The sequence below is a fragment of the Peribacillus sp. JNUCC 23 genome, from assembly GCF_053653995.1.
In genome coordinates, this window is sequence record NZ_CM132202.1 from 2,897,819 (window position 1) to 2,913,800 (window position 15,982).

The 15,982-nt window shown below is 37.9% G+C and carries 11 protein-coding genes; all 11 read right to left on the minus strand.

The window, feature by feature from the left end:
• Window positions 1–160: 160 nt before the first annotated feature.
• The 11 genes from JNUCC23_RS14050 to JNUCC23_RS14100 all read right to left on the minus strand — a co-directional run bounded on the left by JNUCC23_RS14050 (window position 161) and on the right by JNUCC23_RS14100 (window position 15,746).
• Window positions 161–1,519 (minus strand): amino acid permease, encoded by a 1,359-nt coding sequence (locus tag JNUCC23_RS14050; protein ID WP_454216080.1) that lies wholly within the window; start codon window positions 1,517–1,519, stop codon window positions 161–163.
• Window positions 1,520–2,167: 648 nt separating this feature from the next.
• Complete coding sequence (locus JNUCC23_RS14055) at window positions 2,168–2,605, minus strand: BrxA/BrxB family bacilliredoxin (RefSeq protein ID WP_062178253.1); 438 nt, start codon at window positions 2,603–2,605, stop codon at window positions 2,168–2,170.
• Between the two features lie 335 nt (window positions 2,606–2,940).
• Window positions 2,941–4,074, minus strand: coding sequence for a methylmalonyl Co-A mutase-associated GTPase MeaB (gene meaB / locus JNUCC23_RS14060; protein WP_454211991.1), 1,134 nt, complete (start codon window positions 4,072–4,074; stop codon window positions 2,941–2,943).
• On the minus strand, window positions 4,074–6,266 hold the full coding sequence (gene scpA, locus JNUCC23_RS14065) for a methylmalonyl-CoA mutase (RefSeq protein ID WP_454211993.1): 2,193 nt from the start codon (window positions 6,264–6,266) through the stop codon (window positions 4,074–4,076). The genes meaB and scpA overlap by 1 nt, the downstream gene beginning before the upstream one ends.
• Window positions 6,259–8,133 carry a methylmalonyl-CoA mutase family protein gene (locus JNUCC23_RS14070; RefSeq protein WP_454211995.1) on the minus strand — a complete coding sequence of 625 codons (1,875 nt, stop codon included), beginning with the start codon at window positions 8,131–8,133 and terminating at the stop codon, window positions 6,259–6,261. The genes scpA and JNUCC23_RS14070 overlap by 8 nt, the downstream gene beginning before the upstream one ends.
• 662 nt (window positions 8,134–8,795) lie before the next feature.
• Complete coding sequence (gene manA, locus JNUCC23_RS14075) at window positions 8,796–9,743, minus strand: mannose-6-phosphate isomerase, class I (protein ID WP_403070282.1); 948 nt, start codon at window positions 9,741–9,743, stop codon at window positions 8,796–8,798.
• A gap of 181 nt (window positions 9,744–9,924) precedes the next feature.
• A complete protein-coding gene (locus tag JNUCC23_RS14080; protein ID WP_403070279.1) occupies window positions 9,925–10,812 on the minus strand; it encodes an ROK family protein in 888 nt (295 codons plus the stop codon).
• Window positions 10,813–10,827: 15 nt separating this feature from the next.
• Entirely contained in the window at window positions 10,828–12,234 is a 1,407-nt protein-coding gene (locus JNUCC23_RS14085; RefSeq protein ID WP_403070276.1) for a glycoside hydrolase family 1 protein, read from the minus strand.
• A gap of 86 nt (window positions 12,235–12,320) precedes the next feature.
• Complete coding sequence (locus tag JNUCC23_RS14090) at window positions 12,321–13,778, minus strand: ABC transporter substrate-binding protein (protein WP_062178230.1); 1,458 nt, start codon at window positions 13,776–13,778, stop codon at window positions 12,321–12,323.
• A 39-nt stretch (window positions 13,779–13,817) separates the two neighbouring features.
• A complete protein-coding gene (locus JNUCC23_RS14095) occupies window positions 13,818–14,672 on the minus strand; it encodes a carbohydrate ABC transporter permease (protein ID WP_253722539.1) in 855 nt (284 codons plus the stop codon).
• Window positions 14,673–14,861: 189 nt separating this feature from the next.
• Window positions 14,862–15,746, minus strand: a complete 885-nt coding sequence (locus JNUCC23_RS14100; RefSeq protein ID WP_062183078.1) for an ABC transporter permease — start codon at window positions 15,744–15,746, stop codon at window positions 14,862–14,864.
• Window positions 15,747–15,982 lie beyond the last annotated feature (236 nt).

A 15,982-nucleotide genomic window follows, 5' to 3' on the forward strand; every position in this document is an offset into this window, starting at 1 on the left:
ACCTCTATATTATTGATTTTTTTAATTTTCCTGCTAAGTCTTAATTGTGATGAAGGTAGAGTTCCTGAAGAATTAGTTCAATGAAGTAGTGAAAATGGCGAACGTGAAGATTCTTTTTTTCCTAATTTTACATTTCGAACAGTGTAACACTCTAATGAAATTAGAATTTCTCAGAATTTGGAGGACTGGTTACAATTTTTATTTCTGTCTCTATATACTTTTCTTTTTTGCGTCGAATGACAAAGTATGAACAAATAACGATAAAACTAAATAGCATTGTAAAAATAAACTGCGGACGCTGTGAATCAATAAAAGCCATTAATGTTAATACCGAAACCATAGCGATGATGGTCGCATACGTTAAATACGGAAATAACCACATTTTAATTTTGAAAATTCCAGGATTGTCTTTTTCCATTTTTCTTCTTAAGCGCAGATGAGAAATCGCAATGGCTAAATAGACAAGAATTCCAACTCCACCCGAAGAATTTACTAAAAAGAAAAATATTTTGTCAGGAGAGATATAACTAAAAATTGTGCTGATAAAGGCAAATAATGTACTCGCTATTACAGCAAAAATAGGGACTCCTTTTTTGCTCACCTTTGAAATTAGCTTTGGCGCATCACCCTTTTGCGCAAGAGAAAATAGCATACGAGAGCTCGTGTAAAGTCCTGAATTCAAGCAAGAAAGCAATGCTGTCAGTACCACAATATTCATGATAAGAGCAGCGAAAGGGATTCCTAGTATTTCAAGAACAGCAACAAATGGACTTTTTAGTAAGGATGCTGAATTCCAAGGCAAAATAGTCACGACTATAGCGATCGAACCGATATAAAAAATGAGAATTCGCCACACCACACTATTTAATGCACTTCTTACAGACTTCACTGGATCACTGGTCTCTCCAGCCGCAATGGCAGGAATCTCAACTCCTACGAATGCATGAAAAACAATCGCTATACCGACAAGTACTGCTCCTATCCCGTTAGGAATAAAACCACCGATGTTCATAAGATTAGTAGCTCCAGGAGACTCTATAGTTGGTATGAACCCTAGAATCACTGCTACTCCTAGGCATAAGAATACAATAATACTTCCTATTTTTATAATAGAAAACCAATACTCAAATTCACCAAATGATTTAACGGAAAAGATATTTGTAAGTGTTAATAGAATAATTAATGTGAGGCTTATTAACCAAACTGGAACTGAAGGAAGCCACTCGTGTATGATTGCTGCTCCTGCTGTAGCTTCAAGTGCAATTACAATCACCCAAAAAAACCAATATAACCAACCTGTAGCAAATCCTGCCCACTCACCAATCCCTTCCCTTGCATATACAGCAAAGGATCCCGTATTGGGGTTTACTGTAGCCATTTCCCCAAGCATCCTCATGACTAAAACAACTATTATGCCTGCAAACACATACGACAAAATAGCTCCAGGACCAGTTTGGCTAATGATAATACCACTTCCTACGAATAAACCAGCACCAATGACTCCACTCAAAGATATCATAGTTAAATGTCTTTGTTTAAGACCAGGTTTTAATTCTTCCTGTTGATGTTCCAAACCTCCACCAACTTTCAGTATTTTTTGGAATTACCGTTAAGTAAGCGTTTACATATAGTGGGTACTAAAGCTAAGATCACTTAACAAAACTAATTAAACTACCTTCTATTTACACAACTTTAGAACCATAAATACTTCTACCAACCATTAAATTTTTCTTTTTGGCATTAATGCTAAGTACTCAATCAATATTTTTCGGGTACACAATGATAGATCGTATCCATTTTATTGCTTTGAATGAATCGCATCGATTATCTAGCAAAATAGATTGACGTATATAGCTCTCTATGCCTTATGTTGTCCTATTTCCTCCTCCATTGAGTTTATTTTGAACCTCTGAGTAAACACTAACATCGTTACGTCACGATGTTAGTACCACTTTCTAAGTATAATACACTCTGTTTTTTTCAATGTCAATAACATTATCAGAAAATTTTGTTAATTACTCAATTTTAGCGCGACACAACTTTAAGCCATTTTCATCTTAGGTTTAATGGTTGAAATTTTGTAGTGTAGCGTTAAATATAAAGACAGCAGTTCTCAATTATTCCTGACAAAAAAAGACCCGATAAACGAGTCTTTTTTTGAATGAAATTATACTTCTTCACAATATTGATCAAAGTAGCTTTGCAGCTTATTCACGACTGACATTGGATCATGTCCTTCAATTTCATGACGTTCTACCATTGTAAGAAGTTCGCCGTCTTTCAAAATTGCAAAAGAAGGAGATGATGGTGGATAGCCTTCAAAATAATCACGTGCTTTTTCCGTTGCATCTTTATCTTGTCCGGCAAAAACGGTAACAAGATGGTCTGGGCGTTTGTCATAGTGAACCGAATGAGCAGCTGCCGGTCTTGCGATTCCTCCTGCACATCCGCAAACTGAGTTAATCATGACTAACGTCGTCCCCTTTTTAGCAAACGCATCTTCCACCTCTTCAGGTGATTTTAGTTCTGTATATCCAGCAGCCTTGATTTCAGTACGCGCCTGGCTGACAACATCATTCATAAAAAAGTTAAAATCCATGCTCATGTTTCATTCCCCTTCCATTATTCATCTTCTCTTCCATCATAACAAGTGCAAGGTAGTGTTTCAATCTTTTTACCTAGCGCAAATGAAAAGCGCAAGCGCCTCGGATCAACCCTAAAGGCTAGCAAAAGACAAGCAAAGCTGTATGGGGTGTGCCCTTTCTCCCTTGTCATGGGGTTAGACTGCATCCCCTAGACATCTAAACTCGTAGATACATCATAAACTTTCTTTATGATAAAAAAATAGTTTCAAACTCTTGCAGACCGGGAATATTAAAAGTGATCTAGGTTCATCACCCAACTCCCCGTTTGGATAGCAGTCCTCCTGCTATCCATTTTTTATTGTGGAGAAGACCTACTGCCTTCCATAAAAGCATAAAACGCTTCTTGAACCGCTTTTGTTACCGTTTTGTCTCCAGCGATTACTTGATTTTCTAACATTGGTAATAGGTTTTTTATTTTAGGATTCCCATAAAATAGCAGCCGAAGCTGATCATTCATTAACGAATGTAGCCATTCCCTCGCTTGGAGCCTCCGCCTTTCCTGAAATACGCCTGATTTTTTCGTGAGTTCTTCAAATTGCTGCATCACGTTCCACAATTCTTGAATCCCTTCTCCAGTTATTGACGAACAGGCATAGGCCTTTGCTTCCCAGCCCTTTGTGGCTGGTAGCATAAAGTGAAGAATTCTGCCGTATTCCAATTTGGTCTTTTGTGCAAGAGATTTATTAGATCCATCCGCTTTATTAACTATAATCCCATCAACAAGCTCTAAGATTCCTTTCTTCATTCCCTGCAATTCATCGCCAGCTCCCGTTAAAACAAGGAGCATGAAATAATCGACCATTCCTCGAACTATTGCTTCACTTTGGCCAACACCTACTGTCTCGATAAGAATAATGTCAAAACCAGCAGCCTCACAGAGCAACATGGTCTCACGTGTTTTACGATGGACACCTCCAAGCGTCCCTTGAGACGGAGAGGGACGGATGAATGCTCGTGGATTCCTGGATAACTCTTCCATTCTTGTCTTATCGCCAAGAATGCTGCCACCATTGACCGAAGAACTCGGATCAACTGCAAGTACAGCAATTTTATATCCAAGATTACAAAGATACGTTCCAAAAGCTTCGATAAACGTGCTCTTCCCTGCACCAGGAACTCCCGAGATTCCCAGACGGATAGCATTTCCGGTATGGGGTAAAACATTCTTTAACAGCTCCTGTGCAGGTTCGAAATGCTTAGATGCATTGCTCTCAACTAGTGTGATTGCTTTGGCAAGATTTGCTCTGTCACCTTGCACTAACAAATTTTGAATCTTTGTAATGTCTATCGTCCCAGCTGCTTTTTTGATGAATTTAGTTTTTCGTGCTATTTGATGATGCGCAATCATTTCAATGCCTTCTTTTAATGATGTAGCAAAATCGTCGCTTGTATTTTCGTCAAACCATTCAGGTTTTTTTTCTTCAGCCATTATTCAGCCACTTCCTCATAACCAAGGCGACGGTAAATTTCTTGAAGCACGATTTTTGCTGACTGAGGAATGACTGTACCCGGTCCGAAAATAGCAGAAGCGCCATTAGTAAGCAAAAATTCATAATCCTGCGCTGGGATGACTCCGCCAACAATGATAACTATATCATCTCTGCCAAGCTTCTTTAATTCCGTCACAAGCTGAGGAAGCAGTGTTTTATGTCCCGCTGCAAGGGAACTCATCCCGATTGCATGCACATCATTCTCGACTGCCTGTAAGGCCGTTTCTTCAGGTGTTTGAAATAACGGACCAATATCGACATCATAGCCTAAATCGGCAAATGCGGTAGAAACCACTTTAGCGCCGCGGTCATGACCGTCCTGACCCATTTTCGCCATAAGTAAGCGTGGTCTTCTTCCTTCATTTTCAAGAAATTCGTCCGTCATAGCCTTTACCTCGGTAATTTCAGCTGCTTCAGAATAAAAAGAACTGTACACACCGCTTATCGAACGTATCATCGCTTTATGGCGACCACTCGCTTCTTCGATTGCATCCGAGATCTCACCAAGTGTTGCTCTGACTCTCGCCGCACAAACCGCAAGCTCGAGTAAATTCCCCTCGCCGTCTTTAGCCGCTTCCGTAAGAGTACGAAGCGCTTCCTCAACTTTTACTTGGTCACGTGCTTCTCTTACGTCTTTTAACTTTCTTAACTGGCTTTCTCTTACCAGAGTATTATCAATCTCAAGAATTTCAATCGGATCTTCTTTTTCTAGCCTGTATTTATTCACACCGACAATTGTCTCTGCCTTAGAATCGATTTTAGCTTGGCGTTTTGCAGCCGCTTCTTCAATTCTCATTTTAGGAAGTCCTGTTTCAATTGCTTTTGCCATCCCACCGAGATTTTCAATCTCATCAATGTGCTCCCAGGCGCGGTTAATTAATTCATTTGTCAGTGCTTCCACATAAAAAGAACCTGCCCACGGATCAATTACATTAGTTATGCCAGTCTCTTCTTGCAAATATAATTGTGTATTTCTAGCAATTCTTGCGGAAAAGTCGGTAGGTAGTGCAATCGCTTCATCCAATGCGTTTGTATGCAAGGATTGAGTGTGTCCCAGTGCAGCTGCATGTGCTTCGAGCAATGTACGAACAACATTATTAAAGGGGTCTTGTTCAGATAAACTCCAGCCTGAAGTTTGGGAATGTGTTCGTAGAGCCATTGCTTTAGCATTCTTCGGTTCAAACTGCTTCATTAATTTTGCCCATATAAAACGCGCCGCTCTCATTTTGGCAATTTCCATAAAATAATTCATACCAATTGCCCAGAAAAAGGACAATCTTGGCGCAAACTTATCAACATCAATGCCCGCTTCTAACCCTGTACGAACATATTCAAGACCATCAGCAAGCGTATAGGCAAGCTCAATATCAGCTGGTGCACCTGCCTCTTGCATATGATAGCCTGAGATACTAATACTGTTGAACTTCGGCATATATTTGGACGTGTACTCAAAGATGTCTGCGATAATTTTCATCGACATGTCAGGTGGATAAATATATGTGTTTCGGACCATGTATTCTTTTAAAATATCATTTTGGATCGTGCCAGAAAGTTTATCCTGTGTTACACCTTGTTCTTCTGCGGTGACAATATAAAACGCCATAATTGGTAAGACCGCACCATTCATCGTCATTGATACCGACATTTGATCAAGGGGGATTCCTTCGAAGAGTTGTTTCATATCAAGAATCGTGTCAATGGCAACGCCAGCTTTCCCTACATCACCGACAACTCTAGGATGGTCAGAATCGTAGCCTCGATGGGTCGCCAGATCAAATGCTACCGACAGCCCTTTTTGTCCCATTGCCAAGTTGCGCCGATAGAAGGCATTGGATTCCTCAGCTGTTGAAAACCCTGCATATTGCCGTACTGTCCAAGGACGATTCACATACATTGATGGATAAGGTCCTCTCGTGTATGGAGCCAACCCAGGTAGACTTTTCATATGTTCAAGATTTTTACAATCATTTTGTGTATATAGCAGGCGAGTCATAATTCCTTCATTTGTTTCAAAAAGCAAATCATCGATGGATTGCTGAACAACAGCAGATGCTTTTACTTTCCAGGCGTCTTCTGTTCCTACCTTTTTAACTTTTGCAGGATTGATTTGATGAAAGTTAGGCTTAATCATGTTTGATTACCCCCAACTCCAATTGAAGCTGCGCTAATATTTCCAGAACATTCGTTTCCACTGTAATAAAGTCCTTCACACCTTCGCTTTTTAATCGTTCGCTTATTTCAGAAGATTGCTGGCCAGCTATGTAAAGAATCGTGGCAGGATATTTTCGTTTGATTTCTGTAACTATTTTTCCAGCATACAACTCATAATCATCATTGCTACCACACAAACAAAATACACGGATCCCACTTTGTTCAACAAATTGAATCGCATCTTGTTCTACTACGAGTCCTTGACTATCCCGTGTTTCTATCCCACCTGTTGCGAGCATGCCTTTGATGAAATCAGCCCGCAATTTATAAGATTTCATTTCACTAAGATTAAGTAAGCCAATTTTTAGACTAGTACCTATATTATTTTTATAAGCTTCACTGCGGGTTCTTATCCGTTCAAATGGCTCTGCCAGACGACACAATGATACGGGAGGAATAGGAATCGGATCACGTATTGTTAGATATGAATTCGTTACCGCACTTTCTGATTGCTTCAACATATCAGCTGGATTTGGATAAACATTGGTACCGATCATGCTATCTTTTCTTAGGGCTACATTTCGCTCTTTTTCTTTATAAACGGCTTTGATTTGCTCTTGAATCCTTCCTTCTTTCAATGAAGTAAGAATCCCCCCCGCTTCATCCAGTTCCAGAAAAGCAGTCCATGCCTTTTTAGCTAATTCATTCGTCAGCTGCTCGACATAAAACGATCCGCCTGCTGGATCTACCACACTCGCTAATTGAGATTCTTCACTCAAAATGACATGCATATTACGAGCTATTCGATCCGCCAATGGATCTTCTCTTCCTGATGCGTGTGAAAACGGGTGAATCTCTAAATATTGAATGCCTCCAATCGTGGCAGCAAAAGCTTGATTAGCTGTGCGTAACAAATTCACATGCTCGTCATACTTCGTTTCTGTAACTCGTGAAGTAACAGCATGGATGTTCATCTTAAAACTTTCACAATTGGCTCCATATGCCTCTGCCATCCCAGCCCAAAGTCTACGAGCAGCCCGAAGCTTGGCAATCCCCATAAAATAGGTTGAGTCCAACGCAAAAGAAAAGACAATTTTTTCCACGAAATCTTGGACTGCCAATCCCTGCTTTTGGGCTTCTTCAATATAATAAGCTGCAATCGATAAGCCAATCGCAATCTCTTGAACCGCATTAGCGCCAGCGTTATGAAAAACAGGGGTCTTAATCAAAACTGTTTTCATTTGAGCGGACTTTTCTTGATATTGTTTGATTTCTTTAAACCATTGAGAAAAAAAAGCATTCGTTTGGGAAGGAATCTCCCCTGCTTGTGCCCATTCTGAAATTGGGTCTTCTGCACAAACTCCCCTCGAGGTCACGCCTTGTTTTTTGCAGGCATTGATTAATCCTTTAAGAACTTTACTTTGCAAACCTTTCGTATCGATAAACAATGGTAACGCATCCAGGGCCAGCCCTTCAAACAAAGAACCGATATTACTTTCTTCATTAAATAAATCTGGTGTATACGTTAAAACATTTTGGCCACGTTTTAATGCATCCTTCATTTTTTTATTCGCATCAATGGCATTCTTGCCTGTGATTGGTTGTACAATAAGCCATGGCTGCTCTAAATAACCTGCTGGGTAGATCCCCCGAGTATATGGAAATAAACCAGGATACTCACTTGACAGCACATCATCTGTATAAAGTGGGTTTAATTGGATTCCTTCATATGTATTCGTTTTTAGACTTTCGACACTTTTCCCTTTTAAACTGGATTCAACGACTGCCTTCCACTCCTCATACAAAGGCCGAGGGAAGGTTAACTCTTTTACGTCCAGTAATTTCATGTAATCGCTTTCTTAACGATCCCAAGTGTCACCATTTCCCCTGTATACGATTAAGAAAGCTGCCTCCCTTCAAAGATAACTGAATAATAATAACATTCTAACATATCTATCTTAGGAAAAGAATACGTTGATTAAGAATCATAACTGAATTACACAGTTCTAAACTTTTACACAAAACGCCCTATATTTATTCAAATTTGATCTATTTCAATTAATTTAGTCTTTACTCTTTTCATATTATATTGGGCTTTTGAGTGTGATCTCTACTCTCTAAATAAAAAACGATTTATTCTAAAACTCCAGCCACGCTATAATAAATAAGACCTTGAAAGGCATTAAACCAATCAAGGTCTTAAAATATGTTTATAACTGAACAATATCGCTCGGTAGTTTTGCTCCATTATGTAAGGCGAAATATCCAAAGTCATCTCTAGCATTAACATTAGCTCCGTTGTCTAATAAAATCGATATGATTTCGTACAATCCGGAAAGCCGAGTGGGTTAATGGTGTTCTTCCACCTTCATCAACGGAGTCAATGTTTTCCCTAAAGAAATTACCTCTCGGAACTAGCATTGAAGATATTAGTCGATATTTAGATTGCCTACTTTTTGATTTAGATAGTTCATGCTCGCAAAGAAATCGAAAAAGTGATATAAGCACTTTACGGATGAGAAATAATCATTTCCGCTGACCCTTTTATGTGGAATTTCCCTAAGCCATTCGGTAAGATAAAATGACTTCCCTTTTCGAATGAATAGCTACCGTCTTCTGTCATGATTACACCCGATCCACTTATAACGCTGCCTATTAAAAAGGGTTTATCTTGTGTAAAAGTAGCTACACTCTCAATCTCCCATTTGTAGACAGAGAAATACTCACTCTGAACGAATGTTGTAATTGAACCGCCAGCGATTTCTTCTGTAGTAGGTTTGACAGATATATCACGATGTGGGATAGTTGTGACATCAATTGACTTATTAATATGTAAGTCTCTCTTGTTACCTTGTTTGTCAACACGCTCATAGTCATATACACGGTATGTTGTGTCTGAGCTCTGCTGCGTCTCTAAAATAAGAACGCCTGAGCATAATGCATGGATTGTGCCACTTGGTACATAGAAGAAATCACCTGGTTTTACTTTCACACGACGCAGTAGGCTATCCCATTCTCCGTTATTAATCAATTCAACAAACTGCTCTGTTGAATTCGCTCTATGCCCAAAGATTATTTCAGCATTTTCTTCACAGTTAATTACATACCAACATTCCGTTTTACCTAGTTCTCCACTTTCATTTTTATTGGCATATTCATCATTAGGATGCACTTGAATAGAAAGGTCATTATTTGCATCTAAAATCTTGGTTAGTAACGGAAATACTTCACCCTTGAGACTCCCGAATAATTCTCGATTTTCCGACCAAAGTTTACTAAGTGACTTCCCTTTATAAGATCCATCACTTACTGTGCTTTGACCATTAGGATGTGCGGAGACTGCCCAGCACTCTCCAGTCAATTCAGATTCGATATCATATTGAAATTCTGTTTTAAGCTTTTTTCCACCCCAAATTCTTTCTTGAAATACTGGAAGTAAAAAAATAGGTTGCTTCAATTAAGCCACTTCCCTCATTATCTAATTGTTTTAAATGCAATTTCATACATTTTTGGTAAAAAATGTAAGTTCATGTGTGCACGAATGATCTTTCTTATATAAAATTCTACCGATCTATAAACCTATCACTATATAAAGTAATAGATGATTCCTATAGAAACTTTCATTGCTTTACATAATTTTACTGAATATTCAGAAAATTATACAAGGCACCAACTTGCCCTGCAAGATTTCTAAATTTACATACATCAATCTCAGTAATTTCAACGATTTCCGGACGAATTTTCTTTAGACGCTTGTTGATATGATTTGTGAATCCTGATTGTTCACTGATTCCGCCCCCATACAAAACCTTTTCAGGTGCCAATGTATGGATTAAATTAGCCGTTCCTATTGCTATTGCATCAAAAAATGCTTCTACTTCTTCTTGTACACTATGGTCTTTTTTATTATAGCGATCGATTAATTCTTCACCGGTCAGCTTTTCGCCTGTTTTAAGACATACTCGATTTAGTAAATTCCAAGTAGATCCTAATCTACTAAACGTACTCGTTTCAACCAGAGTATCTAATGATTGGGTTGGACTCATGATCATGAGTCCAACTTCTCCAGCCATCCCCATTCTTCCACGTCTCAATTTTCCGTCTAGGAATATTCCTCCACCTATGCCAGTTCCTATTGTCATACATATGAAACTATTACATTCTTGCGCATTCCCTTTCCACTTTTCGGCTAAAGTTGCACAATTTGCATCATTCTCTAGCTCAATAGGTAAGCCTATATCAACTAGTTCTTCCTTAAGACTTCTTCCGATAAAATCAGTTACTTGACCAGCATAATGAACATAACCGGTCTTTACATCAACTGCAGCTGGTACACTTAATGCAACTCCACTAAGATCCCATTTATTTTTATACTTTTTCGTCGTATCAATGATAAATTTATATATTTGTCCGTCACCTTGTGGAGGCGTGGGGCTTGAAGAGCTCTCTAAAACATTAGCATGTTCATCCATAACTGAATATTTTACTGATGTTCCACCAACGTCATAGACTAGATACGTTTTCATAACATACTCCTCATTTCAAAACCCATTGTTATCCACTAACTTCTTGAACCATTTACCACTTTTCTTAATTGTTCGCTTATAGTCATTCTGTAAGTCGACTGATATTAAACCATACCGATTTTTATAGCTGTTTAGCCAAGACCAATTATCCGTAAAGGTCCATACATGAAATCCTTTTACATTTGCACCTTCGTTTAATGCTTTATGTACCCACTTTAAATGATCCTCATAAAAGGTAATTCGGTAATCATCCTGAATCATTCCATTCGCATCCTTAAAGCGTTCTTCTGATTCTACTCCCATACCGTTTTCCGAAATGAAGCATTCAATATTTCCATAGTTTTCTTGAATGTTTTTTAAAATATCGTAAATACCCTTTTCATAAATCTCCCAGCCTCTGTATGGGTTCAACTTTTTCCCTGGCATATCATAATTATCAAAGTACCGCTCTGGCATAAATGGAGCATTCGGATTTGGCATATTTTCCTTCGCCTTAACTCTTCGCGGTTGATAGTAATTAATCCCTAATAGGTCAACGGTATTTTCACGGATTATGTCCAAATCTTCTGCTTCATACTTAGGTAAAAAGTTTTCTACCCGTAACATGTCAATTAACTTTTCCGGAAACGTGCCTTTGACTGATGGATCTAGAAAAGAACGGTTAAATAGCAAATCAGCTTTTTCTGCAGCATCTAAGTCAGCAGGGTGATTGCTCCTTGGATAGGAGGGAGTAACATTCAATATAATTCCAATTTTCCCTCCAAGCTCTTTATCATGGTATACCTTAATTGCTTTTGCCGAGGCTAACACAGAATGGAATCCAACTTGAACAGCCTTTTCAAAATCACAAAGTGCTGGATAATGATGGCCATATAAATAACCGCATTCTACAGGTACGATTGGCTCATTATGTGTGAACCATTTCATTACACGATCTCCAAAATGATCAAAACAAGTAGATGCATATTCCACATACGCCTCAACTACAGAGCGACTTTCCCAACCACCCTCATCTTGCATAGCCATTGGCATGTCAAAATGATAGAGATTCACAAAAGGCTCAATCTCATTTTCTAGTAAAGTGTCAATAACAGTGTTATAAAAATCAATCGCCTTCTGATTTATGTCTCCACGCCCCATTGGAAACATACGGGACCATGAAATCGAAAAGCGAAAGCTTTTATGTCCCGTTTCTTTCATGAGCTGAATATCGTCAATAAATTTCGTATAAAATAGTGAAGTGTTATTAGGTCCGATTCCCTGATAAAAACGATTCGGCTCTGTTTCATACCAGTAATCCCATATATTCTTTCCTTTTCCCTCTGCTCCTGAAAATCCTTCCATCTGTGTTGCAGATGATGCAGATCCCCACCAAAAGTCTTTCGGAAACATGTATTTATTCTTTTCTACATCTGTACTCATTTTAATAACCTGCCTTCCATTAAAAGAAAGCAAGTCGGAAAATAAAGCTTCCGACTTTGTCCCCTTTGTTATTTGTACGGAATCTTTTAATTATTTTTCTTCCACTCATCATATTGTTTTTGAATTTCTTTAAGTACTTTATCTAATCCTGCATCTTTAAACTTCTTATTAGCTTTTGGTAGATATACCTCAGGGTCAACACTACCAGTTAATAGAGCAGGTGCAAATTCACTTGCAACGTTTGAAATTGCAGCGATTTCTGTACGAACAGGATTCGTATCAAAATAGAAACCTAAGGTTGGTGCTTCTACAGAAGCATCATTGAATTTTTTGAACGCTTCCCATTTATCTTCAGGATCATTTTCATATAACTTAAGAATGAAATGGTTTCCTAGAGAGTACGTTGGCATGTTATAGCTTTCAACACGAGCTGGAAGATCATTAATTTTACCATTAGCATCCTCTTCGTAATGCACACCTTCAATACCACGATCAATTAAGTTACGAAGATATGGATCTGTATTTAATAGATTTAAGAACTCCATAGCTTTCTCTGGATTTTTTGAAGTTGCTGAGATAGCTTGGATAGCTCCTGTTACAGAGTTATTAAATGTAATCGGATCATGCATTGGTTGAACTGCTACATCATAACCTGCTGAACGAGACCATATTAGTTCCGCATATGGCTGGTACATTTCTTTACGTAAGAACCAGTTTTGTACTTCTAACGGCCATGGATCTGTACTTGTTGCAGCATCGGCTTTTATATAACCAGCTTTATAGAATTTGTGCATTGTTTTTAACGTTTCCATCATAATATCTGATTCAAAGATATTAACTACCTTATTTTTATTTCCTTCTAAAGGAATCGCAAACGGCAGTTCATCTTCTAATATATAATCAAATGGTAAATACGGTTTAAAAGTGGCAAGCGGTGTAAAATCTGGCTCATTCTCTTTAACTGTTTTTAATAACGGTTCTAAATCTTCTAACGAGCTAATGCTTGAAATATCCATTTTGTATTTATCGACTAAATTCTTATTAAAAACGTACACACTTTGCTGTCCAACTTCTTTGTTAGAAGGAATACCATAAAGCTTTCCATCAATTTTAGCTCCTTCTATGAACGCTGGATCAAGTGTTGCTTTTAATTCTTTTCCATGTGTATCAAGAAGTTCATTTAGGTCTTTAAATGCTCCTTTTTGTGCATTTAACACATAGTTTCCACCACCGGTATAGGCAATATCAAATGATTCACCTGAAGAAATCATCAATTGCATTTTTTGATCATAATCACCCCAGTCGATTTGTTTCAATTTAACGGTTGCGTTAATTTTCTCTTTTGTGTATTTATTTACTTCTTCCATTACTTTATCAACATCTTTTTGGGGTGTACCAATCGTGTACCACATAATTTCATACGGTTTATTTTTATCGGCTTTACCGCTTCCACTCGTATTAGCTGATTTACCTCCACCACATGCAGCTAACAAGGTCGTTAAACTGAATAATAGTACGATCATAAAAGCAAATTTCTTATTAATGGTAATTCCTCCCTTTTAATTATCTATTTCAAAAAGTATTTATTCCTTAACGCCACCGATTGTCAATCCACTAACAAAATATTTTTGGAAAAATGGATAGGCAATCGCTATTGGCAAAGTGGAAATAACAACCATTGCCATTTTTGCAGCATCTTGAGGGATTGCGCTTAATAAATCATTTTGCGCTCCACCTGCTAATGAATTTTGTCTTAAAAATTCTATGTTGTTTTCAATTTTCATCAGCATAGACTGCAGTGGAACCAAGTTCGGTTCATCAATAAACAACAGGGCATTAAACCAATCATTCCAGTAACCCAATGTACTAAAAAGGGCAATGGTTGCAAGACCTGGTAACGAAAGTGGAACAACAATTTTGGCAAAAATTCGTAATTCACTTGCTCCATCAATCCGAGCAGATTCCAATATGGATTCAGGTACAGACCTTTGGAAAAAGGTTCTCATGATTAAAATGTAGAATGCGTTCATTGCAAGTGGTAAGATCAAAGCCCAAATAGAGTTTCGTAAATGTAAAAACTGTGTTGCTACGATATAGAAAGGAATTAGTCCTCCACTAAAGAGCATTGTAAAGAATGCAATAAAAGTGAAGAAACCGCGGTATTTGAATTGCTTTCTAGAAATAGCATAGGCAAATAATGCAATCATAGCTACACTGAAGACCGTACCAAGCACTGTTACGACTATCGTAATCGTGTAAGATTGAAGCAATTGATCCTTCATTTGCCACAAGTATCGGTATGCTTCAAAACTCCAAATTTCAGGTAAAATCTGATAACCATTTCGCGCTAAGGTTTTCTCATCCGTTAAAGAGATGATGATTACATATAGAAATGGAAAGATGCACATTAAAGCAAATGATCCTAACAATATATTCATCAAAAGATTAGGAAACCCACTTAGTCCATGTACTGTGTACTTTTTCTTACGCTCACTTTTTTTGTTCGGTTGATTCAGTTGATTTTGCACATTCCCTTTATGTAACGGAGTAGGCGGGGAGCTATTTTGATTGATTTTCATTGTATTTTGCCACAAAATTGCGGCCACCCTCCTTTCTCTCTCGATTTTTTAAAATAGAGCATATTCTTTATCAACCTTCTGAGCTAGATAATTTGTCAGCATGACTAATGCAAAACCTACAAGTGATTGGTAAAGACCAGCAGCAGTACTCATACTAATGTCACCCATTGTCGTTAACCCTCGGTATACATACGTATCAATTACATTCGTTACTGAATATAACGTACCGGAATCACGAGGCACTTGGTAAAACAGACCAAAGTCTGCGCTGAAAATTCTACCAACGTTTAAAATAGTTAAAATAACAATAAGCGGTGTTATCATCGGGATTGTAATATTACGGATTTGCTGCCACTTATTTGCACCATCAATCATAGCAGCTTCATAATAGTTTTTATCAATCCCAACTATGGCAGCTAGATAAACAATGCTGCCGTATCCAATACCCTTCCACATGCTTGTTAGAACGATAATGAATGGCCAATATTTTGCTTCGTTATACCACGAAATAGGGTCGTCTACTCCGAACCAACCGAGTATATTATTAAGAAGACCTCTATCCACGCTTAGAAACGTGAATACGAAATAACTAACAACAATCCATGATAAAAAGTGTGGAAACAGCATTCCTGTTTGGTATATTTTAGACAGCTTCTTATTTGCGAGTTCACTTAAAACAATTGCTACAAACACTGCTAAGATAAGCCCTAATACGATAAATACTAAATTGTATAGTATCGTATTTCTTGTAATGATCCAGGCGTCATTTGTATTAAATAAAAACGCGAAGTTTTCAAAACCAACCCACTCACTATTTTGGATACTTGCAAAAAAACCATTCGGATCATAATGAAAGTTTTTAAAAGCAATGACCGTTCCAAACATCGGAAGATATGCAAATAACAATAGCCAAATCGTTCCTGGTAATACCATGAGAAGCCACACACGATTTTTATAAACATCTTGGAAAAAACTCTTGATACGATTCACGAAGCCCCTCCTCTCTTGTAATGAAAACCTTTACATCTTTATAATAAAGAAAAGTCAAAAATGTATATAGTTAACAATATTAAGATTTACTGTACTTATTAAACATTCGGTAGTTCATCCACCACTTTTAATATTCGTTGATTCTTTTGGGCCGAGATATGGCCCTCTACAACAGAAAA